Source organism: Cupriavidus sp. 01L46, from assembly GCF_056399905.1.
On record NZ_JBFTSF010000014.1, the window covers coordinates 26,189 to 51,550 of the forward strand.

The 25,362-nt window shown below is 67.7% G+C and carries 28 protein-coding genes; 14 read left to right on the forward strand and 14 right to left on the reverse strand.

Going from position 1 to position 25,362, the window contains the following annotated elements:
- Positions 1-40: 40 nt before the first annotated feature.
- On the forward strand, positions 41-1,108 hold the full coding sequence (locus AC1DS3_RS04370) for a GNAT family N-acetyltransferase (protein ID WP_477126755.1): 1,068 nt from the start codon (positions 41-43) through the stop codon (positions 1,106-1,108).
- A gap of 111 nt (positions 1,109-1,219) precedes the next feature.
- On the opposite strand, the gene pdxR is transcribed toward AC1DS3_RS04370, so the two are convergent.
- A complete protein-coding gene (gene pdxR / locus AC1DS3_RS04375; RefSeq protein ID WP_441635359.1) occupies positions 1,220-2,665 on the reverse strand; it encodes a MocR-like pyridoxine biosynthesis transcription factor PdxR in 1,446 nt (481 codons plus the stop codon).
- An 82-nt stretch (positions 2,666-2,747) separates the two neighbouring features.
- Here pdxR and AC1DS3_RS04380 point away from each other — a divergent pair, with 82 nt between their 5' ends.
- The gene (locus tag AC1DS3_RS04380; RefSeq protein WP_459375939.1) at positions 2,748-3,644 is read left to right on the forward strand and encodes a DMT family transporter; all 897 of its coding nucleotides are present in this window, start codon (positions 2,748-2,750) and stop codon (positions 3,642-3,644) included.
- 344 nt (positions 3,645-3,988) lie between these two features.
- Here AC1DS3_RS04380 and AC1DS3_RS04385 read toward each other — a convergent pair whose 3' ends face one another.
- Positions 3,989-4,405, reverse strand: coding sequence for a hypothetical protein (locus AC1DS3_RS04385; RefSeq protein ID WP_441635363.1), 417 nt, complete (start codon positions 4,403-4,405; stop codon positions 3,989-3,991).
- A 519-nt stretch (positions 4,406-4,924) separates the two neighbouring features.
- Between AC1DS3_RS04385 and AC1DS3_RS04390 the strand changes: the two genes are divergently transcribed.
- The 4 genes from AC1DS3_RS04390 (at position 4,925) to AC1DS3_RS04405 (ending at position 8,567) form a co-directional block, all read left to right on the forward strand.
- The gene (locus AC1DS3_RS04390; RefSeq protein WP_441635365.1) at positions 4,925-6,691 is read left to right on the forward strand and encodes an FAD-dependent oxidoreductase; all 1,767 of its coding nucleotides are present in this window, start codon (positions 4,925-4,927) and stop codon (positions 6,689-6,691) included.
- A gap of 171 nt (positions 6,692-6,862) precedes the next feature.
- Entirely contained in the window at positions 6,863-7,150 is a 288-nt protein-coding gene (locus AC1DS3_RS04395) for a hypothetical protein (protein ID WP_441635367.1), read from the forward strand.
- A gap of 259 nt (positions 7,151-7,409) precedes the next feature.
- The gene (locus AC1DS3_RS04400; protein WP_477126756.1) at positions 7,410-8,096 is read left to right on the forward strand and encodes an alpha/beta hydrolase; all 687 of its coding nucleotides are present in this window, start codon (positions 7,410-7,412) and stop codon (positions 8,094-8,096) included.
- A 72-nt stretch (positions 8,097-8,168) separates the two neighbouring features.
- Positions 8,169-8,567 (forward strand): hypothetical protein, encoded by a 399-nt coding sequence (locus AC1DS3_RS04405; RefSeq protein ID WP_441635477.1) that lies wholly within the window; start codon positions 8,169-8,171, stop codon positions 8,565-8,567.
- A gap of 47 nt (positions 8,568-8,614) precedes the next feature.
- Here AC1DS3_RS04405 and mdtD read toward each other — a convergent pair whose 3' ends face one another.
- Complete coding sequence (gene mdtD / locus AC1DS3_RS04410; RefSeq protein ID WP_477126757.1) at positions 8,615-10,009, reverse strand: multidrug transporter subunit MdtD; 1,395 nt, start codon at positions 10,007-10,009, stop codon at positions 8,615-8,617.
- 196 nt (positions 10,010-10,205) lie between these two features.
- Here mdtD and AC1DS3_RS04415 point away from each other — a divergent pair, with 196 nt between their 5' ends.
- Entirely contained in the window at positions 10,206-11,066 is an 861-nt protein-coding gene (locus AC1DS3_RS04415; RefSeq protein WP_043354809.1) for a LysR family transcriptional regulator, read from the forward strand.
- Positions 11,067-11,096: 30 nt separating this feature from the next.
- Here the strand turns inward: AC1DS3_RS04415 and AC1DS3_RS04420 are convergent, their stop codons facing one another.
- Complete coding sequence (locus tag AC1DS3_RS04420) at positions 11,097-11,594, reverse strand: copper resistance protein CopQ (RefSeq protein ID WP_441635374.1); 498 nt, start codon at positions 11,592-11,594, stop codon at positions 11,097-11,099.
- A gap of 354 nt (positions 11,595-11,948) precedes the next feature.
- On the opposite strand from AC1DS3_RS04420, the gene AC1DS3_RS04425 reads away from it, so the two are divergent.
- A complete protein-coding gene (locus tag AC1DS3_RS04425; RefSeq protein WP_477126758.1) occupies positions 11,949-12,668 on the forward strand; it encodes a Crp/Fnr family transcriptional regulator in 720 nt (239 codons plus the stop codon).
- A gap of 24 nt (positions 12,669-12,692) precedes the next feature.
- Here the strand turns inward: AC1DS3_RS04425 and AC1DS3_RS04430 are convergent, their stop codons facing one another.
- Positions 12,693-13,832: an AGE family epimerase/isomerase gene (locus AC1DS3_RS04430; protein ID WP_477126759.1), complete on the reverse strand. Its 1,140-nt coding sequence runs from the start codon at positions 13,830-13,832 to the stop codon at positions 12,693-12,695.
- Between the two features lie 375 nt (positions 13,833-14,207).
- Here AC1DS3_RS04430 and AC1DS3_RS04435 point away from each other — a divergent pair, with 375 nt between their 5' ends.
- Positions 14,208-14,480: a hypothetical protein gene (locus tag AC1DS3_RS04435; protein WP_174423701.1), complete on the forward strand. Its 273-nt coding sequence runs from the start codon at positions 14,208-14,210 to the stop codon at positions 14,478-14,480.
- A 42-nt stretch (positions 14,481-14,522) separates the two neighbouring features.
- Here the strand turns inward: AC1DS3_RS04435 and AC1DS3_RS04440 are convergent, their stop codons facing one another.
- From AC1DS3_RS04440 to phnG, 8 genes are all read right to left on the reverse strand, one after another.
- Positions 14,523-15,104, reverse strand: coding sequence for an MOSC domain-containing protein (locus tag AC1DS3_RS04440; RefSeq protein WP_441635380.1), 582 nt, complete (start codon positions 15,102-15,104; stop codon positions 14,523-14,525).
- Positions 15,105-15,106: 2 nt separating this feature from the next.
- The gene (locus tag AC1DS3_RS04445; protein ID WP_441635382.1) at positions 15,107-16,357 is read right to left on the reverse strand and encodes an alpha-D-ribose 1-methylphosphonate 5-triphosphate diphosphatase; all 1,251 of its coding nucleotides are present in this window, start codon (positions 16,355-16,357) and stop codon (positions 15,107-15,109) included.
- 82 nt (positions 16,358-16,439) lie between these two features.
- Positions 16,440-17,213 carry a phosphonate C-P lyase system protein PhnL gene (gene phnL, locus AC1DS3_RS04450; protein WP_441635384.1) on the reverse strand — a complete coding sequence of 258 codons (774 nt, stop codon included), beginning with the start codon at positions 17,211-17,213 and terminating at the stop codon, positions 16,440-16,442.
- Positions 17,214-17,215: 2 nt separating this feature from the next.
- Entirely contained in the window at positions 17,216-18,004 is a 789-nt protein-coding gene (gene phnK / locus AC1DS3_RS04455) for a phosphonate C-P lyase system protein PhnK (RefSeq protein WP_441635386.1), read from the reverse strand.
- The gene (locus AC1DS3_RS04460) at positions 18,001-18,912 is read right to left on the reverse strand and encodes an alpha-D-ribose 1-methylphosphonate 5-phosphate C-P-lyase PhnJ (RefSeq protein WP_441635388.1); all 912 of its coding nucleotides are present in this window, start codon (positions 18,910-18,912) and stop codon (positions 18,001-18,003) included. Before AC1DS3_RS04460 ends, phnK begins: the two co-directional genes overlap by 4 nt.
- The gene (locus AC1DS3_RS04465) at positions 18,909-20,063 is read right to left on the reverse strand and encodes a carbon-phosphorus lyase complex subunit (RefSeq protein WP_477109193.1); all 1,155 of its coding nucleotides are present in this window, start codon (positions 20,061-20,063) and stop codon (positions 18,909-18,911) included. The genes AC1DS3_RS04460 and AC1DS3_RS04465 overlap by 4 nt, the downstream gene beginning before the upstream one ends.
- Before the next feature lies 1 nt (position 20,064).
- Positions 20,065-20,643, reverse strand: a complete 579-nt coding sequence (gene phnH / locus AC1DS3_RS04470) for a phosphonate C-P lyase system protein PhnH (RefSeq protein WP_441635479.1) — start codon at positions 20,641-20,643, stop codon at positions 20,065-20,067.
- A gap of 79 nt (positions 20,644-20,722) precedes the next feature.
- The gene (gene phnG, locus AC1DS3_RS04475; protein ID WP_441635392.1) at positions 20,723-21,214 is read right to left on the reverse strand and encodes a phosphonate C-P lyase system protein PhnG; all 492 of its coding nucleotides are present in this window, start codon (positions 21,212-21,214) and stop codon (positions 20,723-20,725) included.
- A gap of 217 nt (positions 21,215-21,431) precedes the next feature.
- Here phnG and phnF point away from each other — a divergent pair, with 217 nt between their 5' ends.
- The 5 genes from phnF to AC1DS3_RS04500 all read left to right on the forward strand — a co-directional run bounded on the left by phnF (position 21,432) and on the right by AC1DS3_RS04500 (position 25,144).
- Positions 21,432-22,166: a phosphonate metabolism transcriptional regulator PhnF gene (gene phnF / locus AC1DS3_RS04480; protein ID WP_477126764.1), complete on the forward strand. Its 735-nt coding sequence runs from the start codon at positions 21,432-21,434 to the stop codon at positions 22,164-22,166.
- Positions 22,167-22,259: 93 nt separating this feature from the next.
- Entirely contained in the window at positions 22,260-23,456 is a 1,197-nt protein-coding gene (locus AC1DS3_RS04485; RefSeq protein ID WP_441635394.1) for an alpha-D-ribose 1-methylphosphonate 5-triphosphate diphosphatase, read from the forward strand.
- Between the two features lie 44 nt (positions 23,457-23,500).
- The gene (locus AC1DS3_RS04490) at positions 23,501-24,262 is read left to right on the forward strand and encodes a DUF1045 domain-containing protein (protein WP_477126760.1); all 762 of its coding nucleotides are present in this window, start codon (positions 23,501-23,503) and stop codon (positions 24,260-24,262) included.
- 11 nt (positions 24,263-24,273) lie between these two features.
- On the forward strand, positions 24,274-24,915 hold the full coding sequence (gene phnN / locus AC1DS3_RS04495) for a phosphonate metabolism protein/1,5-bisphosphokinase (PRPP-forming) PhnN (protein ID WP_441635483.1): 642 nt from the start codon (positions 24,274-24,276) through the stop codon (positions 24,913-24,915).
- A gap of 34 nt (positions 24,916-24,949) precedes the next feature.
- Positions 24,950-25,144: a hypothetical protein gene (locus AC1DS3_RS04500; protein ID WP_441635398.1), complete on the forward strand. Its 195-nt coding sequence runs from the start codon at positions 24,950-24,952 to the stop codon at positions 25,142-25,144.
- 8 nt (positions 25,145-25,152) lie between these two features.
- Here AC1DS3_RS04500 and AC1DS3_RS04505 read toward each other — a convergent pair.
- Positions 25,153-25,362, reverse strand: a 210-nt coding sequence (locus tag AC1DS3_RS04505) for a GNAT family N-acetyltransferase (protein WP_477126761.1), incomplete at its 5' end; no start/stop codon positions are given.

The following is a 25,362-nucleotide window of genomic DNA, read 5'->3' on the forward strand; positions in this document are numbered from 1 at the left end:
CGCGTGCCGAGCATATCGCCTCAAAGTCGGATTCTCGCCCATGCCCAATTTCTCGTCCGATCTTGCGCCCGTGGAACTCCATTGCCTTGACCCCACGGCCGCAACCCCTGCGCAATGGAAGCAGTTTCACGCGTTTCGACGACTTCGATTAGGTCAAGACTTCCCGGAAGATCCGGTCATGCCGGATCACGAGGCAGAAAATGTCCTGCGCCAGCAGCACCCGATCTTCGATACCCAGCGCTTGCTTGCCCTGCGCAATGGCGAGATGGTTGGCATCCTGACTCTCTCGCATCGTCGCGAAGGGTCGCCCGGGAGCGAGGATGGCCTCGACCACGTAGACGTTGCGGGCGGGGTGCTGCTCGATCAGCGGCGCCAAGGCATCGGCAGGGCTCTTCTCAAGGGGCTGTCGCACTTCATGGACCAGCGATCCAAGGGCATCGCAACAGCCAAGGTTCACTTGCCCGACGGGCACGCGTTCATGGCGCGGATTGGTGCCGATTGCAAGCTGCGCCATGTCGAGAATCRCCTGTTGTTCGACCAGGTGGACTGGGATGAACTAGATCGATGGGTCGAGCCACCCGTCCTACGCTCCCCGAAACTATCCTGGGAAATCCATGCGGGGCGCGTGCCAATGGCTACGCTCGAACCGCTGATGGAACCGTTGACGTCGCTGCTGAACGAACAACCGCTAGGGACCCTTGACATGCCCCCTTTGCGCTATGAGCTTGCGAGCTACCCGGCCTGGTATGCCGAGATGGACCGGCGCGGGGGCGAGCATTTCATGGTGATGTTGCGCGACGCCAGCGAAGTGGTTGCCGTGTGCGATGCCAGCTGGGACCAACGCTTCCCGGACCGTGTTCGCCAGGACCTGACCGCCGTCGCGCGGCCCTGGCGAGGCCACGGCTTGGCCAAGGCGGTCAAGGCTCGCATGCTCAAGCTTGTTCGACAACGCCATCCCGAGGTGCGCATGGTCGCCACCAACAACGCGAATGCAAACGCGGCCATGCTCTCGATTAACCGGCAACTGGGCTTCTCGGTGCACCGGGAGCAGGCAACGTATCAGATTGGAAGGGATGCCTTGAGAGAATACCTGGCAGGCCGCGGGTGATGTACTTGGGTGCGATCCACACAGATGCCATCGCACAGGCCACAGCGGAACCGACGGTGCCGTGGCTCACCGATCCTGTGCAGGCGCACTTGGCCCTGACCGCGCCGGCCCTCACCAAAGCTTGCGCAGCGCCTTCAGCCCCGCCGCGATGCCCGCCTCGTCGATCGCGCCGAAGCCGAACAGCAAGCCCGCGCGATCCTGCGGGCCGAGGTAGTACTCCTGCGTGGTCCAGACCCCGATGCCCTGCTCCCTCGCGCGCTCCGCCAGCGGCTCGGGATCGGCATGGCCAACGCACAGCGCGGCCAGGTGCAAGCCGGCGGCGCAGGGCACTGGATCGAGCCGGCCGCGGAAATCCTCGCGCAGCGTATCCAGCAGCAGCTGGCGGCGCACGCCATAGAGCCGGCGCATCTTGCGCACGTGGCGCGCCAGGTGCCCTTCGGCGATGAAGGCGGCGAGCGTGTCCTGCGCGGTGGCAGCGCAATGCCAGTCGCTGCACTGCTTGGCCAGCGTGAGCGCCTGCCGCGCCCAGCGCGGGGCCACCACGAAGCCCAGCCGCAGCGTGGGAAACAGGCTCTTGGAGAAGGTCCCGACGTAGCACACGGATTCGGTGCGGTCGAGGGTCTGCAGGGCGTCGAGCGGGCGCTCCGCGTGGCGAAACTCGCCATCGTAATCGTCTTCGACGATAACCGCGCCGTGCGCCTGCGCGAACGCAAGCAAGGCCGCGCGCCGCGCCGCCGACATGGCATGGCCGAGGGGGAACTGGTGCGATGGCGTGACATAGATCACCAGCGCATCGGCGGGCAGCCGTTCCACCACCAGTCCTTGCGTGTCCACCGGCACCGGCACGATCCTGGCGCCGGCGGCGGCAAAGGCAGCGCGGGCCGGCGGGTAGCCCGGGTCCTCCATCGCCACCACGGTGCGTCCGGGCGTCACCAGCACGCGGGCCAGCAGGTCGAAGGCCTGCTGCGCGCCCGCCGTGACCACCACGTCGCCAGCCTGGCAGGCGACCGCGCGGGCAAACGAGACGTGGCTGGCAATGGCCTCGCGCAACGCGGGCTGCCCTTGCGGGTCGGCATAGGCCACCGGCGCATGCGTCATCGCCCGCATTGTGCGCGCCGTCAGGCGCCCCCACAGGTCTGCCCGGAATGCCGACAGGCTGGGCACGCCAACGCGAAAATCAAAGCGCGGCACCACCGGCGAAGCTTCCCGAGGCGGCAAGGGCGGCGCGCGCCAGAACGCGGCCAGCCGGCGCTCAGCCTCGGGCGCGACAGGCTGCGGGGCTGGCTCGCGTGCGGGCGCCAGCAGCCCCGCCACATAGGTGCCGCCACGATCGCGCGCGACCACGTAGCCCTCGCTCAGCAGCAGGTCGTAGGCGGCCACCACGGTGTTGCGCGACACCCCCCAGGCCTGGGCCAGCGCGCGCGTGGCAGGCAGGCGCAAGCCAGGGCGCAGGCGCCCGTCAAGGATCGCCCCCTTGAGCTGGCCGTGCAGGCTGCGCAGCAAATGGCGTGAGCCGGATGCCGGCAAGCGGATCGGGAAGGCGAATTCTGGATCCATAAACTTCCTAATTTCTGGCTCTTTTCCAGTACCAGTTTGCCGTCTTATCCTGGCCCTGTCATCCCCCATGAGGTGCCTGGAAATGAAACGCTCCGATCTTTCGATGTTGCTGTCGCTGGCCGCCCTGTGGGGCGCCTCCTACCTGTTTATCCGTCTGGGTGCGGGYGAGTTCGGCGCGGTGCCGCTGGCGGGCGCGCGCGCCGGCGGCGCGGCCCTGCTGCTGCTCCCGCTGCTGGCCTGGCGCGGCGGGCTGGCCGGCCTGCGCCGCCGCTGGTGGGCGATCGCCGTGGTCGGGATCACCAATTCAGCGCTGCCCTTCGTGCTGTTCAGCTTTGCCGCGCTGACGATTCCGGCCGGGCTTTCCGCCATGTTCACCGCGGCCACGCCGCTGTTTACCGCACTCATCGGCTGGCTGTGGTTGCGTGAAAGCCTGGGAGCGCCGCGCGTGGCCGGGCTGGCCCTGGGCTTCGCCGGGGTACTGTGGCTGGTGTGGGACAAGGCCGGGCTGCACCACGGCGCCGCGGGCAAGGCCGCCGGCCTGGCCGCGCTGGCCTGCCTGGCCGCTACCCTGCTCTATGGCTTCTCCGCCAACTTCACCCGCAAATACTTGGCGGACGTACCGCCGCTCACGGTGGCAACGGGCAGCCAGTTCGCATCGGCACTGCTGCTGTGCGCCCCTGCAGCCTGGCTGTGGCCGGCCACGCAGCCAAGCGCGCACGCGTGGCTGGCGCTGGGCGCGCTGACCGCAGCCTGCACCGCGCTGGCTTATGTGATCTTCTTTCGCCTGATCGCCAAGGCGGGACCCGCGCGGGCAATGACCGCGCTATTCCTGATCCCGGCCTTCGGTGTCTTGTGGGGTGCGCTGTTCCTGGGCGAGCGCATCACCCCTTCGATGCTGCTGGGCTGCGCCGTGATCCTGGCCGGCACCGCCCTGACAACGGGCATTGTGCGCGGATGGAGCAAGCGCCTGGCAAGCTAGCGAGGCGCAGGGATGCGGACTGGATTGACGGGGCTTGGAAAAAGCTTCGGCGCGCCACAGTGGGCGCGCCGATTCGCATGCAGCGTGGGGACGCTGCGCTATGCCTTCTTTGCCACGGATACCGTGGATCCCGGGGAACCCTCAGGCCGGAAGTGCCTGAGCCACTACGGTGGCCATGGAGCCGCTGGCAACGCAAACCAGCGCCCAGCCTGCCAATATCCGGAAACTCTGCCAACGGTTCATGATGTGCTCCTGGTATCCGCGCGTCGTTACGGTGACGCCGCGGGGTGATACATGCAATCCGGCACCTCGGTCATCGAGACCTGAGAGGTACCGGTTTTCACTCAGGCCCTTGCGCCATCGGTGTACACGTCCCGTGCGCCGCTGCGGGCACCGTCGAAGTACGGGTTGCGCTTGTCGTTGCGGGCGCCGTCGGTGTACGGGTCGAACTTGCGGCTGGGTTCAGACGACACGCCGCTGCGATCCAGGCCCGCGACGGTGCGGAAACCATCCGTGTACGGGTCGGCCTTGCCAACGCGGGCACCGTCGGTGAACGGATCGAACTTGCCGGCGCGTGCGCCTTCGGTGAAGGGATCGAACTTGCCGCTGCGGGCGCCATCGCTGTAGACGTCGCGGGTGCGGTATTCATAGCCGTACTTGTCGGCGGTAACGGTTGCGGCGGCCTGGGCATGGCCAGCAGCGAATGCTGCGGCGAGGGTGGCGGCGGTGAGCAGGGACTTGGCAAAAAGCTTGGTGTTCATGATGTTCTCCAATCGAAGCATGGGTCCGGGGGTCTGCTTTGGCCGCGGGGACCGGGTTTTAGCTGGTTCGTCGTCTTTTTCGCTTTCTTACCTATCACTAGGTAGAGGAGCGAGGCAAAAAAAATGACTTTCGTCGTTGTTACTTATTTGCTGCATTGGAAACCGGCCGGCTGGGCCTTGTCTGCTTGGCGTTACCTTGTTGCGGCATCCATGGAACACATCTTATCTACCTGCAAGTAGATAGTCAAGGGTTTTTACCAGGTTGTACTTACGATATCCACCAATAGCATAAGCAGCACAAACCACAAAGATGCGCATGGATCACTATTTGTGTGCTATCGCCCTTTGACGCCACGCGTGTACTACGCTTTTGGGGGGCGCGGGCAACGAGGGATTGCCGCATCGCGGCATCGCGAGCAAACTCTCCGGGCCATGCCCGGGCATCCCCGCGCACGCATCAGCAGCACTCGACTCATCCGCACCGGCGCCAGCGCGGTGCCACCGGGAGGCCTTACAGCCATGAGCGCAGACAACGCTATCGGAAGCCTGGAACCCCCTGGCCCGCAAGCCATCGATGCGGCGGGCCTGGCCATCGAGCAGGAGGCGGCCACCGCGGCGTTCTCCCCGATGGAGTCGCGCCGCCACCAGATGTGGCCCCTGCTTACCGCCGCCGAGATCGTGCGGCTCCAGCATTTCGGCACACTGCGGCAGTGGCGCGCCAATGAATACCTGTTTCGCACCGGCGACCCTGCCCACGGCATGGTGGTGGTATTGCGGGGCCGCGTGCGCGTCTTGCAGCGCGACGCGCGAGACCGTGCGTCGGTGGTCGGTGAGCACGGGCCGGGCAGCTTTCTTGCCGAGGTGGGGCAGCTATCGGGCAAGCCCGCGCTAGTCGACGGCCTGGCGCTGGAGGACATCGAGGCCATCTCGATTCCACCCGATCGGCTGCGCGCGCTGATGGTCGCGGAAGCCGAGCTGGGCGAGCGGATCATGCGTGCGCTGATCCTGCGCCGCGTTGGCCTGATCGAGCGCGGCAATGGCCCGACACTGCTAGGCCGCGGCAGCGACGCGCGCCTGCTGCATCTGCAGGCGTTCCTGCGGCGCAACGGCTATCCCCACACCGTGGTCGACGCGGATACCGATCCCGATGCGTGCGCCCTGCTCGATTTCACCGCCGCCGCGCCCGGCGATTTTCCGCTGGTGATCTGCCCCGGCGGCGCGGTGCTGCGATGCCCGGACGCAGGTCAGCTTGCCACCTGCCTGGGCCTGCTGCCCGAATTCGACCCGGACTATATCTACGATGTGATCGTGGTGGGTGCCGGTCCGGCGGGTCTCGCCACCGCGGTGTATGCCGCGTCCGAAGGCCTGTGTGTTGCGGTGTTCGACAGCCTTGCGCCAGGCGGCCAGGCCGGCGCCAGCTCGCGCATCGAGAACTATCTGGGCTTCCCCACGGGTATTTCCGGGCAAGCTTTGGCCGGCCGGGCCTTTGTGCAAGCCCAGAAGTTCGGCGCGCACCTTGCCATCCCCTTGCAGGTAAGCGCGCTGCATTGTGGCGAGCATCCGCAGCGCGTCGAACTGAGCGATGGCCGCAAGATTGCGGCCCGGACCGTGGTCATTGCCAGCGGCGCGGCTTATCGCCACCCCGCCATCGCGGCACTCGATCGCTATGAAGGACGCGGCGTCTACTACTGGGCCTCCCCGGTGGAAGCCCGCCTGTGCAGCGGCGAAGAGGTCGTGCTGGTGGGCGGCGGCAATTCCGCCGGGCAGGCCGCTGTGTTCCTGGCCGCGCACGCCAAGCGCGTGCACATTCTCATCCGGGCATCGGGGCTGGAGGCCAGCATGTCGCGCTACCTGATCGAGCGCATCGCGGCCCAGCCCAATATCGAACTGCATACCGGCACGGAGATCCTCGCCCTGGGCGGGGAAGAACGCCTGGCCACCATCGGCTATCGCTCGCGCGGCAGCGATCGCGTGACCGAAGTGCCGGTCCGGCATCTGTTCCTGTTTACTGGTGCCGATCCCAATACGGGATGGCTCGCCAGCTGCAATGTGCGCGTGGACGCGAAGGGATTCGTGCTGACCGGCACAGACACGGCGCATGAAGGCACCATGCCGGCATCCACGCTGGAGACCAGTGTGCCAGGCATCTTTGCAATCGGGGACGTGCGCTCGGGTTCCACCAAGCGGGTGGCGGCAGCCGTGGGCGAAGGCGCGGCGGTGGTCGCGCAGATCCACGGCTACCTGGAAAAAATGAAACAGCCGGAGCCGGGAACGCTTGCCATGTAAGCATTGCCGGGCGCCTTGCAAAACACCGGACGATCAATTTACTCCTGCCGCTGCATGCCGGCAATCGAMTGTGTGGACGGCGCGCGACAGGGCCTGAAATGCGCTTTTATTTACTATATTGGTTGCATGGCAGGAGCTTCAATTCGAAGCCGTCGATAGCGGGAGGTTTCCATGCGTTCGCTTGCAGACATGTTTAGTCCGCCCACCCCGGAGAAAATCGCAGCAAGGGAATTGCAGCAAATGCGGCTTACCTTATTCCAAGCCGAGCGTCGCCTGCTGGAGGCACAGATGCAGGTCGACTACTACCGCGACCTGGTCGCCTTCCTGGAGGAGGTGTCCGCCTCCGGCGTCGAAAGCGTCGTGGACAAGCGGCGCGCCCCCGTCGCCGCGGAGCATGCGCAAGCGCCCCGCTCCGCGCCCGGCCTCATCACGGTGCCTACCGTACCTTCAGCAGCCTGACGGTTTGCCGTCATGCCGTGCCGCGCGGCTTGAAGCCGCCGCGGCCATCCGCTCGCATGACGCTTGGCGCTAGCTGAAGCGTTCCCGATTGCCCAGCCGCCGGCACCGCGCCGGCGCTGTGCGATACTTGCCGCCTCACGCGGCCATCCCCATGCCATGCGCACAGCCACATTGCCCCGCACCGGGCGGTTGTGCCCGGCGCGCTCGCCGTGCCGGCAAGGGGGGGCCCGATCAGGATCCGGGAACAAGGAACATCGAAATGAGCGCACTGCTGCCAGCCATTGAAATCGAAACCGCGCCGTCACCCACATGGTCGGTCATCTGGATGCACGGGCTCGGCGCCGACGGCAGCGATTTCGTGCCCGTGGTCCCGGAGCTGGGCCTGACGTCCGCGCCCGGCGTGCGTTTCGTGTTTCCCAACGCACCGRCGATCCCGGTTACCTGCAACGGCGGCTACGTCATGCCGGCGTGGTACGACATAGAGTCGCTCGATGACACGCGCCGCCATGCGGACGAAGCCGGTATCCGGGTCTCCCGCGATGCCATCCGCGCCCTGATCGCGCGGGAGAACCAGCGCGGCGTGCCCAGCCACCGCGTGGTGCTGGCGGGGTTCTCGCAAGGCGGGGCCGTGGCCTATACCACAGCCCTGACGCATCCCGAAGCACTGGGCGGCATCATCGCCCTTTCCACCTATATCCCCGCGCCGGCAATGCTTGCCGCCGAGTTCAGCGAAGCCAGCCGCGCCACGCCGATCTTTGCCGGACACGGCACCGAGGACGATGTGGTGGCCGTGCAGCTCGGCCTGCTGGCGCGCAACACCGTGGAAAAACTGGGCTGCAAGGTGGAATGGCACACCTACCGCATGTCGCACTCGGTCTGCATGGAAGAGATCAAGGCGATCGGCGCCTGGCTGAATACGCGCTTCGCGGCGGCCGGGAAATCCTGACCCGTAGGGACGCCGCCCCGACATCCGATAGCGTGGTAGGCTCGCGCCCCACCGCACGATTTGCAAGTCATGATGAAAACCTCTCCCCCCGACGCTTCCGCCCCCACGCCAGCGCCCGCGCTCAAGCTCGACTTCGATACCCGCAAGGCCTTGCTGTTTGCGCTTGCCGCCGAGCGCTTGTCGGCATTCTACGAACACCGTCAATGGATGACCGATGCCCAGGGCGCCACCCTGGCGAGCCTGTGGCTGTCGCGCTCCAAGCTGCAGCTGGCGCTGGCCGAGCGGCGCTTGCTGTCGCAACTGAGCGATCAGTTCGCGCGCCAGCTCGCCGGCACGCTCTCACGCGAGGCCGGGCTGTACACCGCCCACGAAATGATGGAAGCGCTGGACCCCAACTACCAATCGGCCTTTGCGCACGACCTGCTCGACGAGTGCGAGCGGCTGCTGCATGAGAACGGCGTKACTGAGTAATGAGCGGGCAAGCCGGTGCGCGACGCATCGCGTCCCGCACCGGCGCATCAGCGGCTGGCCACCCTGGCCGGGCCGCGGCTCTTGTCGAATTGCCCGGCATMGAGCCGGCGAAACACCAGCGCCGATAGCAGTGTGATCATGCCCACGGTAAAGAACGCCAGCCGGTAGGCTGTGCCGGCCACGCCCAGCTGGGCTGTGAACATGCTGACCAGCCCGCCGCCGATGGTGACCCCGAGGCCGATTGCCAGCATCTGCACCATCGAGAACAGGCTGTTGCCGCTGCTCGCGTCTTCCACGCTCAAACCCTTGAGCGTCACGCTGTTCATGGCAGCGAACTGCATGGAGTTGGTGGCCCCGAACAAAGCGAGCTGCGCAATGGCAAGGCCCACGGGCCAGCCCGGCGCAATCGCCGCGAACGAGCCGATCGAGCCACCGACCAATACCGTGTTGACAAGCAGGAAGTTGTCATAGCCAAAGCGCTTGACCAGCGGCACGATCCAGCGCTTGGCGAGCACGCCGGCGAGCGCGGCCGGCAGCAGCATCAGCCCCGAATGCAGCGGCGAATATCCCATCTGCAGCTGCAGCAGCAACGGCATCAGGAACGGCACCGCGCCCGAGCCGATGCGGCACACCAGGTTGCCGGCCAGGCCCACGCTGAAATTGGGCTCGCGGAACAGCGCCAGCCGGAACAGCGGATTTTGACGCCGCCGCGCATGCGGGATGTAAAGCAGCGCGGACAGCAGGCTCAGCGCGAACAGGCTGCCGCTCCATGCCGCGTGGCTTGCCTCGTGCGGGGTGTCCAGCGCCAGCGAGAACGCCACCATGCAAAGCGACAGCAGGCCGCAGCCAACAAAGTCGAACGGTGGCGCACGGCCAACGGTGTGGTCGGGCAGGTAGCGCAAGACCGCCAGCATCCCGATGGCGCCCACGGGCACATTGATCAGGAAGATCCAGTGCCACGCCACCGACTGCACGATCCAGCCGCCCAGCACCGGGCCAAAGATCGGCCCGACCTGCCCCGCCACCGAGACAAAGGCCAGCGCCGCGATGTATTGCTCGCCGCAGACGCTGCGCAGCACCGCCAGCCGGCCGATCGGCAGCAGCATGGAGCCACCCACGCCCTGGATCACGCGGGCAATCACGAGCTGGTCCAGGCTTTGCGCACCCGCGCAGAACAGCGAGCCCAGCACAAAGATCAGGATCGCGGCGAAGTACACGCGACGGGTGCCGAAGCGGTCGGCCAGCCAACCCGAGGCCGGCGTGAGCATGGCCATGGTCAGCGTGTAGGCCACCACCACGGGCTTCATGTCGAGGGGGGTTTCGTTGAGGCTGCGCGCCATCGCGGGCAACGCGGTATTGACAATGGTGGTGTCGAGCGTTTGCATGAAAAAGCCCGCTGCGACRATCCACARCATGGCCTTTTGCGAGGTTTGGCTGGTCATCTGGTACGTCTCGAGGCAAATGCAAATACCGGCAATCAGGGGCAATGACCGGCGCGGCATCTGGAATGGACCATGGAAGAAGCGATCGGGCCAAAAACCAGTGCCAGGAATGCAGCCGATGTTAATACCGGCCATGCCAATCGGGAACCCTGCTAGGTATATTGACTGTCATCGGAAATTCCGATGACAATGCGGCATGCTCAATCCCGTCTGGATCAAGACCTTCGCCACCGTAGCCGCCGCGCACAGCTTTACCGACGCGGGGCGCCAGCTCGGGCTCTCCCAATCCAGCGTCAGCGACCACGTCCGGCGCCTGGAACAGCACGTCGGGCGCCGGCTCTTTGTGCGCGATACCCACACCCTGACCATGACCGCCGACGGCGAGGCGCTGCTGGCCCACGCGCGGCTGATCCTGGATGCCATTGCGCGTGCGGAATCCCAGTTCAATGCGCCGCGCCTGCAGGGCCGCGTGCGCCTGGGCACCTCCGATGACCTCGCGCTGGGCCCCCTGCCCAATGTGCTGGCGGCGTTTCGCAACTCGCATCCGGATGTGGAACTGGAGATCACCATCGGCATGACCGGCAAGCTCTACGAGCTGATGGATGCCGGCGCGCTGGACCTGATGATCGGCAAGCGCCGCGAAGGCGACCGGCGCGGGTCTCCATTGTTCAGGGGCAAGCTGGAGTGGCTAGCCCGGCCCGGCACGGTGGCGGACCTGCGCCAGCCGCTGCCGCTGATCCTGGTGCCCGAGCCCAGTGTCACGCGCGCCATCGTGCTCGATACGCTGGCCAAGGCCGGGATGCGCTGGCAGATCGTCTGCACCAGCAGCAGTCACTCAGGCTGCATCGCCGCCGCGCGCGGCGGGCTGGGCATTACCGTGCGCGCGCAATACCTGTCCGGGCGCGGGCTGTCGCCGCTGGTCAACGGCGACAGCTTGCCGGCGCTGCCGGAGGTGGAGTTCATCTCGCTGCGCGCGGGCCGCCTGAGCCGGCCCGCCGAAACGTTGCTGCAACTGCTGCAAAAGAGCGATCTGCGCGGGTCCTGGCTGGACGAGTAGCCAGCCCCTGCGCATTGGGCCGCGCACGGCTCAGGCATTCGCGCCATCCTGGTACACGTTGAAGCTACGGGCCGGCGGCGCTGAAACGCCGCGGGTATCCATGCCAGCCACTTTCTGCGCGCCATCGACGAACGGGTCGATATTGCGCGCCGGATCGGAGGACACACCAGTGCGATCCAGGCCAGCGATGCGGGCGCCGTCGGTAAACGTATCGAGCTTGCGCGCGCCATCGGTGAACGGGTCGATGCTGCGCGCCGGGTCGGCGGAGGGGCCGGTGCGGTCCAGGCCGGCGATGCGCGCGCCATCGGTAAAGGGATCCACCATGCGGGCGTGGGCACCGTCGGTAAAGGTATCGAACCGCCCGCCCCGTGCGCCATCGGTGAAGGTGTTCACGGGCGCGGTGCGCGCCCCGTCGCTGTAGATATCACGCACGCTGGCGGCTTGGGCGCTGCCCAGGGCAAGCACGGCGCCGGCGATGGCGGCGGCAAACAGCGACTTGGTGAACGACTTGGTGAGGTTCGGGTACATGGCAATCTCCAACTGGGTGAATGTGCCCATTCGTCGCCGCCACCCACAGGAACTTACAGGTTTTTTTTCAGATTGTTTGCGCCGATCCGTCCGCCGCATCCCCGCGCGGCGCCCCGGCCACCTAAACCCTCCCCCCGTCTAAAGTATGAACCCGGGGCTGAATCCAGCCGAAAGCATATCCCCCCAATACCGTGGCGATCTCCAACCTCCGGCCAGTGTCGGCAAGCGCACGCATGACGCTTAATACGTTAACGGGTCAAGCCCGGCTGCGTGGCATACCGAACAGAGAAAACAGAGAAAAAACCAAACGGCTGGCGCAGCCGCCGCGACCTTTCGACTTGGGGAGACAAGGGGATGATCGATACCGAACTGGATCTGGCCGGCAATCACTTGCTGGGCGCCCTGCCGCCGCACGAGCGCCGCGTGCTGCTGCMGCGCCTGGATAGCGTCAACCTGCGCACCGGGCAGCTGTTGAGCGATTCCGGACAGCGCATCCGGCATCTCTATTTCCCGAACACGGCGGTGATCTCGATGATGTCGCTGCAGGAAAGCGGCGCCACCGTGGAGCTGGCCTCCGTGGGCCGCGAGGGTCTGGTGGGGCTGCCCGCGCTGACCGGCGCCGAGACCATGCCCAACCGGATCGAAGTACGCAGGAGCGGCACCGGCTTTCGCGTTGGCGCGAGCGACCTGCGCGCGATCTACCCCGAGCTGCCCACGCTGCAGCGCATGGCCCTGCTCTATATGCAGGCGCTGCTCACGCAGGTGTCGCAGACGGCCGTCTGCATCCGCCACCACTCGCTGACCACGCAGTTGTGCCGCTGGCTGCTGCTGGCGCTGGACCGCTCGCCCTGCAATGAGCTCGACGTGACCCAGCAAACCATTGCGGACATGCTTGGCGTGCGCCGCGAAGGCGTGACCGAGGCGGTGGGCAAGCTGGCGGAGCTGCAGATGATCCGCCACAGCCGCGGCCATATCACCGTGATCGACCGGGCCGGGCTGGAGGGCTTTTCCGGCGAGTCTTACCGCATCGTGCGCAACGAGTTCGACCGTTTGCTCAGCCGCGCGGCCGGCTGATGCGGCGGTGGATCCGCCAGGCCGTCAATCCTGCGGCAGTGCCTGGTACGCGGTGGCAAGGTGATATGGCGTGGTTGAAGGCATCTCCGCCCGCTCCACCTTGCCGGCAGGCGACAGGCACTCATGCCAGCCGCCCGCGTGCAGGAATCGCGCCGGGTAGGCGTTCAGCCAGGCCTGCAGGTGCGCCAGCGCCACGCTGTCGCCGCGCACCGCCAGCGCCCGCGCGAATTCGGTCTGCGCCCAGATGCGCTGGATCGGGTCACGCGGCGAGCCGTCCAGGTGCAATGCTGCCGCCACGCCCATGGTGCTGATGTCGACGCCGTGCTGCAGGGCGAAGCCGAAGGCGCGTGCCAGCGCTTGCGCGAGCCCGGAGCCCTCGAACAACGCGGGCGCGCTGGCAAGCAGCGAGAACCACTCGAACTGATGGCCGGGCTCGACCCGGTTGCCAGCGCGATCGGTGCACATCGGCAACTCGGCAATGCAACCGGTCGCCGGGTCGACAAAGGTGGCCAGCACGGCGGCGGCAATGCCCGCCAGCCGGTCCGCATAGCGACGCTCCCCGGTGACCTCGAACGCCGCCAGGTAGGCCTCGGTCAGGTGCATGATCGGGTTTTGCTGGGGCGGCCCGCCTAGCGGGCGAAGKTCTTGCGCTAGCGCGGCATGGTACAGGCCATCCGCGGTGGCGAAACGCTCCTCGATCAACCGTGTGGTGCCATCCAGCAAGGCACGCGCCTGCGTGCTGCCCGAGCGCTTGAAATACGCCGCGCAGGCAAAGACGACGAAGGCGTGGGTGTACAAGTCCTTGGTGGTATCTAGCGGCCGTCCCTGCGCGTCGATGCTGTAGATGAAGCCACCCTGCCCGCCATCGGCAAAGCGGCCCCCGAGCGATGCGAACAGGCGCGCCGCATGGGCGGCCCCATCAGTGCCATCGCACTGCGAAAACACATAGAGCTGGCGCGCGCAGGCCATGGCGCGGTAACGCGCCACCGGCAAAGGCTGCTGGCCGGTGCCGGACAGCGCCTCATAGGGCAGCTGCAACGTGGCGTTCCAGCCCGGCCCGGTCCAGAGCGGCAGGACGGCGCCATCGTAGTGCGCGCGCAATGCGGCGAAGGAAGCGGCCTTGGGATCAGCACCGGCGGTGGCAAGGGGTGGCGTAACGTTCATGCGGAAAGGGAAATCGGTAGGAGGCGCGTATCTGCCACCCGTGGAATATACCTCAGCCCGCCAGCCAGTCTTCCCGAGCGGCGGTGGCAGCGCAGGGTACCGCCCTCGTCCCATTAGCGCTTTGACGCCGACGGCAAGCTTGATCCCGCCAATAAATCGCCTAACCTTACGGCGTGGCCCCTTGAATCGATCGCCGCAGTAAGCGGCTTTTGCGCCGTATTCCGCGCCTGCCGCGGCGTCCTGGCCACATTCCTGGTTTGTGCAGGTGACATGGACGGAAGGCTCCCCCCGCCTCCCGTCCAGCCGGTTCACCAAGCACTTTCGGCCCGTCCGGAGCCCGCCGGAGGTCGCGCCCATGCTCCATGGGAGAGCAACATGGAAAAGCCGGTTGTAAGTCCCTTGCGTTTTGTCGAACTACTCAACGCCAGGCTGCCCGCCCATCCCCTGTATCAGGAAGGGATGCGCGTGTACGCCATTCCCAATCATTCGGAACACCCTCACAGCCTGGTCTGCGTCGGCCCGCGMGGCGTCAARGGCGTMTGCGCRACGGTGGARCTGATCGTGCGCGGCGAGTGCGAGATCTTCCCCGACATACCGGGCGACTGGCACGGCTCCCACCACGGAACCGTTCGCGCGTCGCATCGCTAGGGCTGCTCCACCCTCACCCGTACCTTCATCCACGCGTCCTGCTCAAACCCGATCCAGCCTCCGGTGAGGCTCGGGCGGCAGCGTCACGCGGATCGCGTCGTGCGCGCGCACCAGTCCGCCGGCCAGGACAATGCCCATGATGCCGGCCTTGCGCACCAGCTTGCCTTCATCGTCCCGACCCAGCACCTGCGCAAGCAGGCCCGGCTGGAAGCGTTCGATCTGCGCGCAGGGATTGCGCAGCCCGGTGATCTCGACCAGCGCGGTGTCGCCCAGGTGCAGCCGCGCGCCGGTTGGCAGCGCCAGCAGGTCGATGCCCCGCGTGGTGATGTTCTCGCCCAGCGCGCCAGGCGCCACCGCATGGCCGGCGGCCTGCAGCATCGCCTGCAGTTCCACCGATAGCAGGTGAACCTGCCGCAGGTTCGGCTGGCTAGGGTCCACCGCCACGCGGGAACGGTGCTTGACGGTTTCCCCCAGATGCGCGTCACCCTCGACGCCCAGCCCGGCCAGCAGGCGGATGACCGGCGTCACCGCCTTGCTGAAGGTGTGCGTGGCGCTAAGGCTTACCGCGGCCACGCTGCCCGCCTGCGGCGACTCGGCCCACCCATTGCCAATATTAGCCGCCATGGTCATGCCGCCGCGCGCCCTGGTTCTCCCGGTTCGTCCGATTCGTCCGGCAGCGGCATCTGGACCAGGCCTGCGCTGTCAAGCGCCAGGGCGCCCGCCGGATAGCGCGCGGCAAACACCAGGCGGCCCGATGACCACGTATGCGTCACCAGCGGCTGTCCGGCCACCATGGCAACCGCTACCAGGTCGGCGCGCAGCCCGGCCCCGATGCGCCCGCGATCGGACAACCCGCAAGCCGCGGCCGGGTTGGCGCTGACCAGCGCGGCGGCTTGCGGCAGGCTCAGGCCGGCGAGGCGTTCCGTGGCAAAGGCGGCGGCAATCAGCGTGGACGGCTGGTAGTCCGAGCATAGGCAATCCGCCACCCCGGCGCTGATGGCGTCGATGGCGCGCATGGAGCCGCTCTGGCTTTGGCCGCGCAGCACATTGGGCGCGCCAAGGATGGTCGGCAACCCCTTTGCCTTGGCGGCCTGCGCCGTCTCCAGGTTGATCGGGAACTCGCTCATGCGCACGCCCAGCGCATGCATGGTGGCAATACGCTGTGCCGAGTCGTCGTCATGGCTCGCGGCCGGCACCCCTATGCGGGCGGCCAGCGCCAGCAAGCGTTCAACCCGGTCCAGTGCGCCGTGCTTCTCCACCAGTTTCCTATCGGCGGCGGCATGGGCCTCTTCACGGCTCATGGCGTGGTTGCCCATCATGTAAGCCAGGTAGGACTCCAGCGTCTTGAACTGGCCCTGCCCGGGCGAATGGTCCATCACCGAGACCAGGTCCACCAGGCCGGCTTCCACCAGTTGCTCCAGCACCGGCAATGCGCTGGCGTCGGTGACTTCATAGCGGCAATGGATGCGGTTATCCACCAGGCTGTGGCCGCGGAAGGCGGCCACAGCGCGCACGAGCTCGCCGGCCGTGTCGAAGTTGCGCACGCCGAACGAGTTACCGGCGAACGATACCGCGTGGTAAGGCGTGGTGATGCCCGCGGCGGCGTTGCGGCGATCGATCTGCGCCACGGCGAAATCCAGCGGGAACATCACCCGCGAGCGCGGCTCGGCTTCTTTCTCGATCGCGTCGCAATGCAGGTCGACCAGGCCGGGCAGCAGCGTCTGGCCACGCAAGTCGATCACCTGGGCGGCACGCGGCACGGCGGCGGCATCGGGCTCGATGGCCGCGATATGGCCGTTGTCGATCAGCAAGGCGCTGTCGGCTAGCACGCCATCGGGCAGGACGATTCGTGCATGAGTCAGGTAAGCAGGAAGCATGGTCGGTTCCGGGAACGAGTGGGAACGATGGGGAACGAGTGGGAGCGCTTGGGAGCGAATGAATACGATCAGGATGAACGGCTCAGCCGGCGACAGCCGCAAGCTTGCCGGCCGGCGCGGCCTGCGTGACAGCCGGCGAGTGCAATGGCAGCTGCCTGGTGGCCACCGCCTCGCGCACGGCTTCATCGTGGAAGATGCCGACCAGGCACCGGCCCTCGGCCAGCGCTTCGCGGATCAGCGCCACCACCACCGCGCGGTTATCCGCGTCGAGCGAGGCGGTCGGTTCGTCGAGCAACAGCACCGGATGGCCGCCGATCAGCCCGCGCGCGATGTTCACGCGCTGCTGCTCGCCGCCCGAGAAGGTCGCGGGCGGCAGGCTCCACAGCCGGCCCGGCACCTGCAGCCGCGCCAGCAGCACCGCGGCACGCTCGCGCGCTTCGCCGGCACTGGCGCCGCGCTGCTGCAGCGGCTCGGCCACCACATCAAGCGTGCTCACGCGCGGGATCACATGAAGGAACTGGCTGACATAGCCGATCACCTCGCGCCGCAATTGCAGGATGCGTTGCTCCGGCGCGCGGGTCAGCTCCACCCACGCATCGTTGTCACGGATGCGGATGCTGCCTTCGGTGGCCAGGTAGTTGCCGTACAGACACCGCAGCAGCGTGCTCTTGCCCGCGCCGGAACTGCCGGCCAGCACCAGGCATTCGCCGGCGGCKGCATCGAAATCGATGGCCTGCAGCACGGGCAGGCGCGTGCCGCCCTGGTTGTGCAGGATGAAGGTCTTGCCGAGGCCGCGCACCTGGATGCGCTGGGCGTCGGCGGCCATGCTTGGATGGTGGTAGGCGTCGTGCGTCATGATCAGCCCTGCAGAATGGAAGACACCAGCAACTGGGTGTACGGGTGGTGCGGATCGTCGAGGATCTGGTCGGTCAGGCCGCTTTCCACCACGCGCCCGCCTTGCATCACCAGCGTGCGGTGCGCCAGCAGGCGCGCCACGGCGAGGTCGTGGGTGACGATGATGGCGGCAAGGCCAAGGTCCGCCACCAGCCGGCGCAGCAGGTCGAGCAGGCGGGCCTGCACGGAGACGTCGAGCGAGGCGGTGGGCTCGTCCATGAACACCAGGCGCGGATGCGTCACCAGGTTGCGGGCGATCTGCAAGCGCTGCTGCATGCCGCCGGAGAAGCTGGTCGGCGCATCGTCCAGGCGGCCCAGGTCGAGCTCCATCTTTTCCATCCAGGTGCCGGCCACGTCGCGCAGCTCCCCATAGTGGCGCCCGCCTACCGCCATCAGGCGCTCGGCGATATTGGCGCCTGCGCTCACCCGCATGCGCAGGCCATCGCGCGCGTTCTGGCGCACGAAACCCCAGTCGGTGCGCGCCAGCAGGCGCAGCCGGGCGTCGGACAGCGTGGCAAGGTCAACCAGCCCTTGCTCGCGGGTGTCGTAGCAAACGCTGCCGGATTCAGGCGCGGCCTGCCAGGACACCGCCTGCAGCAAGGTGCTCTTGCCCGAGCCGGACTCGCCCACCACGCACAGCACTTCGCCGGGAAACAGATCGAAGCTGACATCGTGGCAGCCATGCACGCCGTCCCAGGTGCGGGTCAGGCCGCGCACGGACAACAGCGGCTGGTGCGGATCGGTGCGGCTCATGCTGCCTCCTTGCGTGCGTTGGCGGCCGTGCCGTTCGGCCCGGTCTCACCCTGCTCCTGGCGCGTGGCGCAGTACTCGGTATCGGAGCAGACGAACATGCGCCCGCCCGCGTCGTCGGTGATGATTTCATCGAGATAGCTGTCGGTGGAGCCACATAGCTCGCAGCAGCCATCCCACGTCTCCACCGCGAACGGATGGTCGTCGAAGTCCAGGCTCTTCACGCTGGTAAAGGGCGGCACCGCATAGACCCGCTTCTCACGCCCCGCGCCGAACAGCATCAGCGCCGGGCTGTAGTCCAGCTTCGGGTTGTCGAACTTGGGGATGGGCGACGGCCGCATCATGTAGCGCTGGTTGACCATCACCGGGTAGTCGTAGGTGGTKGCAATGCGCCCATGGCGGGCGATGTCCTCGTACAGCTTGACATGCATTGCGCCGTATTCCGCCAGCGCGTGCATGGTGCGGGTCTCGGTCTCGCTCGGTTCCAGCCAGCGCAGCGGCTCCGGGATGGGCACCTGGAACACCATGATCTGCCCCTGGGCCAGCGGCGTTTCCGGAATCCGGTGGCGGGTCTGCACGATCGTGGCTTGCGCGGTGCGCTCGGTGGTCTGCACGCCAGTCACGCGGCCGAAGAAGCGGCGGATATTGATGGCGTTGGTGGTGTCGTCCGAGCCCTGGTCGATCACCTTGAGCACGTCGTCGCTGCCGATGATGGAGGCGGTGACCTGGATGCCGCCGGTGCCCCAGCCATAGGGCAGCGGCATCTCGCGGCTGCCGAAGGGCACCTGGTAGCCGGGGATCGCTACCGCCTTGAGCAGCGCACGGCGCAGCATGCGCTTGGTGGATTCGTCCAGGTAGCCGAAGTTGTAGTGTTCGTCGCGCACGGTGGCGTTGGCATTGGTGTCGGTCATGATGCGATGGCCTCCTGCGCCAGCACTTGGGAGATGCCGGCAGCGTCCTGCCCGGGCGGCGTCGGCGCCGGAGACGGCACGCCCTGCCCGCGCTCGGCGCGCAGGCGGCGCAGCAGGTCGAGATTGGTCTGGAAATCCACGTAGTGCGGCAGCTTCAAGTGCTGCACAAAGCCAGAGGCCTCCACGTTGTCGCTGTGGTAGAGCATGAACTCCACGTCGTTGGCGGGCGCATCGGCGCCTTCGCCCAGTTCGGCGGCGCGCATGGCGCGGTCGGCCAGCGCCATCGACATAGCCTTGCGCTCGCCATAGCCGAACACCAGGCCGTAGCCGCGCGTAAAGCTCGGCCCTTCCTGCGCGTTGCCGGCGAACTGGCTCACCATCTGGCATTCGGTGACCTCGATCTCGCCGATGGTCACGGCAATGCCCAGTTCCTCCACGAACAGCTCCACTTCCACCTCGCCGTAGCGGATCTCTGCCGCGAACGGGTGCGAGTTGCCGTAGCCGCGCTGGGTGGAGTAGCCCATCGACAGTAGGAAGCCCTCATCGGCGCGGGCCAGGTTCTGCAAGCGCGCCGGACGGGCCGCAGGCAGCTCCAGCGGCTCGCGCGTGAGGTCGGGCGGCGCGGGGTCGTGCTCGGGCACGGTCTCCGGCTCGATCAGCGATTCCTGGCGCAGCAGGTCCGTCACGCGTGGCATGCGCGCATCCAGCGTGGTTTGCGCAGCCGGCAGCGGCGCATTGTCGCGCTCGGCYTCCAGCGTGAARTCSAGCAGGCGCTGGGTGTAATCGTAGGTCGGSCCCAGCACCTGCCCGCCCGGCACRTCCTTGAAGGTGGACGAGATCCGGCGCTGCAGGCGCATGGCGCCGGTATCGAGCGCCACCGAATAGCCAAAGCGCGGCAATGTAGTGCGATAGGCGCGCAGCAGGAACACGGCTTCGATCAGGTCGCCCGCGGCCTGCTTGATGGCCAGCGCGGCCAGGTGCGGGTCGTACAGCGAGCCTTCGGCCATCACGCGCGACACGGCCAGCGGCATCTGCTCGCGCACCTGCGCCAGTGTCAGCTCCGGCACGCGGCGGTCGCCACGGCGGTAGTCGTCCAGCATGCGGTACGAGTTGAGGATGGCGCGTTCGCCCCCTTTGACGGCAACGTACATGTCAAGCCTCCGCTTGGGTGGTGCGCGGCAGCGCGCTCAGGGCGCTGCCACTGGTCAGCAGCACGTCCACGCCGAGCGGGAAGCGCGCATGGTTTGCCTGCCACTGGGTCCAGAAATCGGCCGGCAAGCCTTGCACGGCCAGCGTGGCGTGGGTCTCGATGCCCGGGCCGCGCAGYGTGACCTCGGGGCCRCCGTTCAGCGAACCCACCTCGATCAACAACGTGGCGGAGCGGTCCGGGTACGCCGGATCGCCCAAGGCGCATGCGGCCAGATCGGGCGCGGCGTAACCGGCCGGCACCGTCACGAAGGCCGCCTGCCCTGGTTCCGCCACCAGCGGGCAGCCGCAATGGAAGCGCAGGAAGGCGCGCACGCCTTCGGGCGTCCCGGGCGGCAGCCACACCGGCGTATCGCTGTCGACCAGCGCGAGCAGCAGCGCGCTCAAGGCCGGGGACAGGCCCTGTGGTACGCCGCACGGCTCGGCCAGCTCGCCGACGCTGCCCGGGTGGGACATGGCATCCAGCGCGGCGCGGAAGGTCCGCTGCGCCGATTGCACCGCATCGTCGAAGCCAGGCAGCAGCATCGGCGCAAGCGCGCCGTGCCGCCCCGGGGGCACGTTGTCGTATCCAGCCGTCTGGGCGGCAATCGTTTGGCCTGGCATCTCAGTCCTCTCCACGCACCATGGTAAAAAACTCCACCTTTGTCTGCGCCGCCACGGCGGACTTGTGTTCGCCTTGCGCCGTACGCGCCTGGGCCAGCGGCGTGACCACTTCGGCCTGCACGCGCGCATGCCAATCGGGCAACTGCAGCAACGCATCCAGCACGGCGATCTGCTCCGCATGGGCGTGTGTACGGCCTTGCACGTAACCCACCCCGACCACGCCCGGCTCCAGCGTCACCGCGCAGCGCGTCACGCTGACCTCGCCGAGGTTGAACTGCGCCCCCGTGCCACCGGCGCGCCCCCGCACCATGGCCATGCCGCTCTCCGGCTTGCGCAGCAAGCGGTAGGCCGGCAGCGCGCCGAGGCGGCCCACGGCCTGCGCCAGGGCATCCGGAGCGGCCAGAGCCAGCACGCGCAGCCAGGCCGCTCGGGCCGCTTGCTGCTGGGCCGCCGCCCCTGGTTGCGTGCCCGCGTCGGTATCGGTTCGATCCATTTCACATCCCCTATACGTCTATACGTTTAGATGTAGAATACCATCCATGGCCGAACTACAACACAGCCAGATGAAGCTTTCATGACGCCCGGCAAGGCGCTTCGGCCCGCTTCGGCCCACTTCGGGCCCCGTGCACGGCATGGCCAGGTTGAGGCACAATCGCATCCTATTGAAGCACGCAAATGATTAACGCAGGATGACGAAAAGGCAGGACACGATGGTGGAACAGGAAGTCGAGCGGGGCTCGGGAGTAGCGGTATGGCGCCAGATCGGCGAGGCCCTGGCGCTCGACATCCGCAACAAGCTCTATGTCCCGGGCGAGCGCCTGYCGCCCGAGCCAGAGCTGGCCACGCGTTTCGCCGTCAACCGCCATACCATCCGCCGCGCCATGGGCGAGCTGGAGCAAAACGGGCTGGTGCGCATCGAGCAAGGCCGGGGCACCTTCGTGCAGGAACACGCGATCGACTACGCCATCGGGCGGCGCACGCGTTTTTCGCAGAACCTGGCCAGCCAGGGCATGCGTGGCCACATCGAGGTGCTGGAGTCGCAAACGCTGCGCGCCCCCGAGATCGCCAAGCACCTGGGCCTGGCGCGCAGTGCGCCCATCCTGCGCGTGCAGATGCTGGGCAAGGCTGAAGCCCGCACCATCGACGTGGCCGAGCATTATTTCGATGCCGCGCGCTTCCCCGGCATGGACGCCGAGCTGCGTGCGCGCCTGTCGATCTCCAAGGCGTTCGCCCATTACGGCATTACCGATTACACGCGCAAGTGGTCGCGCATCACCGCCGCCATGCCGACAGCGCCGGTGGCCCGTCAGCTCAACCAGCCCAAGACGCGGCCGATCCTGCAGGTGGAGGCGCTCAACGTCGACCTGGACGGCGTGCCGCTGCAATACAGCGTGGTGCGCTTTGCCGGCGACTGGGTCCAGCTGACCGTAGCCGACCCGGACTAAAATGCGCAATCGCCGGCCGTTTGGAACGCACGCCCCACCGACCAAATTGGTCTAGACATCTGTTTGTCATCTGCCCGCGCTAAGGTCGCCAGCATGGATACCAATCACGCACCTCACCCCACCCTTGCCGGCCTGAGCGGCCGCCGCGTTCTCACCGCCAACGGCATTGCGCCGGCCGCCTTCGCATTCCGCGACGGTTGCCTGGCCGGGCCGGCCAGCACGGCAGGGCCTGCCCTCGATGCGGGCGACCTGCTGGTGCTGCCCGGCATCGTGGACATTCACGGCGACGCCTTCGAGCGCGCCGTGATGCCGCGCCCTGGCGTGAGCTTTCCGTACACCAGCGCGCTGTTCGACGTGGACCGCCAGTTGCTCGCGCATGGCATCACCACCGAGCTGCACGGCGTGACGCTGTCGTGGGAAGGCGGCCTGCGCGGCGAGGCTTACGCCCAGCGCATGTTCGACGGCCTGGAGCGCATGCGCGGCACCCTTGGCGCGCAACACCATGTGCACCTGCGCTTCGAGGCACATCACCTGGCCGGGCTGGAAACCGCGCTGGCCTGGATCGATAGCGGCAAGGTGCGCTTCCTGGCCATCAACGACCACCTGCCGCTGATGGCCACCCGCCTGCACGACGCGCGCAAGCTGGCGCAGTACGCGGACCGCGCGGAGTGCGACCCGGTCATCTTCCGCCAGCGCCTGGAGCAAGCGGCCTCGCAGGCAAGCAAGGTGCCCGACGGCGTGGCCCGGCTGATTGCCGCTGCCCGCGCCGCCGGCCTGCAAGTCGCCTCGCACGACGACGGCGACGCCGCCACCCGCCAGCGCTACCACCAGCAAGGCTGCACCGTGGCGGAATTCCCGCTCACCGTGGATGTGGCCCGCGCCGCCCACGCGCTGCGCAACCACGCCGTATTCGGCGCGCCCAACGTGATCCGCGGCGGCAGCCACACCGGCGCCCCGGACGCCACCGAGATGATCGCCGCCGGGCTGTGCAACGTGCTGGCCTCCGACTACTACTACCCGGCGCCCCTGCAAGCCGCGTTCCGCGTGGCGCAGCTCGGCGTGCTGCCGTTGCCGGCCGCCTGGGACCTGGTCTCGCGCAACCCGGCGCGCGCCGCCGGCATGAACGACCGCGGCGCGCTCAGCCCCGGCCTGCGCGCCGACGCCATCATCGTCGACGACCGCGATCCCGCCCTGCCCCAGGTCTGCGCCGCCATTGTCGGCGGTGTGCTGCACCACGCCACGCGTGCCTTCCCGCTGGTGCAGGCCAGCGGCGCGCGGCGCGCGGCCTGACCGTCACGCCCATAATGCCCAGGACGCCCAGGACGCCGAACCCGATGTCGAACAATCCATTGCCGCAGGCCTACCGCTACGCCATCTACCTCAATCCCGCCGCGCCCTTTCGGATGGTGGGCGAGCAATGGCTGGGCCGCAGCGCCGAGACAGGCGAGGCAATCGCGCGTCCCGCTGCGCACGATGCCCACCGCATTGCCCAGATTGCCCGCTGGACTGAGGCACCGGCCTACTATGGCCTGCATGCCACGCTCAAGGCCCCGTTCCGGCTGGCGGACGGCCAGACGCCTGCCGGGCTGGACGCCGCCATGCGCGCCTTCGCGCTGGACCGCCAGCCCTTCGCGGTACCGCTAGCACTGCAAAACCTGCGGGGCTTCCTGGCCTGGTGCCTCGGTGGCGACGCCAGCGCCAATGCGCGCATGCACGCGCTGGCGGACGCAGCGGTGCGCGAGTTCGACAGCTTCCGCGCGCCGCCCACCCCTGCCGAACTGGCACGCCGCAAKCCGGGGGAACTGAGCGAGCCAGCCCGGCGCATGCTGGATGCCTGGGGCTACCCCTACGCGTTCGAGACGTTCATCTTCCACATCACGCTCACGGGGCTGCTCGACGAATTCGAGCAGGACAGCGCCATCGCCATGCTGCAAGCCGCGAGCGGCCCGCTGCTGCAGCAGCCGATGACGGTAAGCGACGTCAGCCTGTTCGTGCAAAGCACGCCGGATGCGCCCTTCCTGGCCGCCCGCCACTATGGCTTTGACGGCAGCACCACCGATGCCGCCGGGGCGGCTCTGCTGGAAGCCACGGCATGAGCGCCAAGGCCATGCACACCGCGGCACGGGCCGACATCGCCGCGCCCGGTGCCGAAGCCCCGGACGGCAGCGGCCTGGTTTACCTGATGGGCCCCTCCGGCAGCGGCAAGGACTCGCTGCTGCGCGTGATGCGCGACAAGTTGCAGGACGATGCCGGCGTACGCGTGGCGCAACGCTGCATCACCCGCGCCAGCAGTGCCGATGAAGACAGCGTGGCGATCACCCCCGCAGCGTTCGAGCACCGCGTGGCGCAAGGCGGCTTTGCGCTGCACTGGCGCAGCCACGGCTTGTGCTACGGCATCGGGACCGAGCTCGACGACTGGCTGGCCCAAGGCCTGTGCGTGGTCGTGAACGGATCACGCGAGCACCTGGCCGCCGCCCACGCGCGCTATCCGGCCCTGCACGCCGTGCAGATCAGCGTGCGCCTGCACGTGCTGGGAGAGCGCCTGCGGCTGCGCGGCCGCGAGGACGAGCAAGCCATCGTGCGGCGCCTGCAGCGCGCGGGCGAGCCGTTCGCCGTGCCGGCAGGGTGCCGGCTGACGGTGATCGACAACAGCGGCGCGCTGGAGGATGCGGCAAGCGCGCTGATGCGGCTCACGCACGAGCGCACGCGCCACCACCAGCAACAGCAACAGAACCAACACCAGCCGTAGGGTCCTGTTCCKGGCCCGCCACCACGCCGGCATCATGCAGCACCTGGTCGGTATGCGTGCCCAGCAACGCGGCCGGCAACGTTGCCTCGCGCTCCGGCTGGCGTATCACGCGCTGGCCGAAACCGCTGTCACGCAACGTTTTCGCGAACGTATCGAGGCGCTGGTGGAGAGGGTGCCCGTGGCCGGGCGGGAGACGGTCAGGCGGAGCGGGGGCAAGCGGATGGGATAGCGCTCCAATCAGAGGTGCACAGCCGCCACCGGCAGCCCGATGCTGAAACTGGTCCCATGCTCCGTAAACCCAAGCCGCCGGTAAAACTGATGCGCCTGCAGCCGGCGCGCGCTGGACGATAGCGCCAGCTTGGAGGCGCCTGCCTCTTCGGCCAGCCGCATGGCGGCGTGCATCATGGCCGTGCCGACACCGGTGCCGCGCGCGGCGTGGGTCACCAC

Bases quoted from the DNA above. Each gene is read 5' to 3' on its own strand.
- pdxR (WP_441635359.1), bottom strand. From the start codon at position 2,665: ATGGATCCAGAATTCGCCTTCCCGATCCGCTTGCCGGCATCCGGCTCA.
- AC1DS3_RS04415 (WP_043354809.1), top strand. From the start codon at position 10,206: ATGCTCAATCCCGTCTGGATCAAGACCTTCGCCACCGTAGCCGCCGCG.
- AC1DS3_RS04500 (WP_441635398.1), top strand. From the start codon at position 24,950: ATGCAGCACCTGGTCGGTATGCGTGCCCAGCAACGCGGCCGGCAACGT.
- phnN (WP_441635483.1), top strand. From the start codon at position 24,274: ATGCACACCGCGGCACGGGCCGACATCGCCGCGCCCGGTGCCGAAGCC.
- AC1DS3_RS04390 (WP_441635365.1), top strand. From the start codon at position 4,925: ATGAGCGCAGACAACGCTATCGGAAGCCTGGAACCCCCTGGCCCGCAA.
- AC1DS3_RS04485 (WP_441635394.1), top strand. From the start codon at position 22,260: ATGGATACCAATCACGCACCTCACCCCACCCTTGCCGGCCTGAGCGGC.
- AC1DS3_RS04440 (WP_441635380.1), bottom strand. From the start codon at position 15,104: ATGGCGGCTAATATTGGCAATGGGTGGGCCGAGTCGCCGCAGGCGGGC.
- AC1DS3_RS04445 (WP_441635382.1), bottom strand. From the start codon at position 16,357: ATGCTTCCTGCTTACCTGACTCATGCACGAATCGTCCTGCCCGATGGC.
- AC1DS3_RS04420 (WP_441635374.1), bottom strand. From the start codon at position 11,594: ATGTACCCGAACCTCACCAAGTCGTTCACCAAGTCGCTGTTTGCCGCC.
- AC1DS3_RS04395 (WP_441635367.1), top strand. From the start codon at position 6,863: ATGCGTTCGCTTGCAGACATGTTTAGTCCGCCCACCCCGGAGAAAATC.
- AC1DS3_RS04385 (WP_441635363.1), bottom strand. From the start codon at position 4,405: ATGAACACCAAGCTTTTTGCCAAGTCCCTGCTCACCGCCGCCACCCTC.
- phnG (WP_441635392.1), bottom strand. From the start codon at position 21,214: ATGGATCGAACCGATACCGACGCGGGCACGCAACCAGGGGCGGCGGCC.
- phnK (WP_441635386.1), bottom strand. From the start codon at position 18,004: ATGAGCCGCACCGATCCGCACCAGCCGCTGTTGTCCGTGCGCGGCCTG.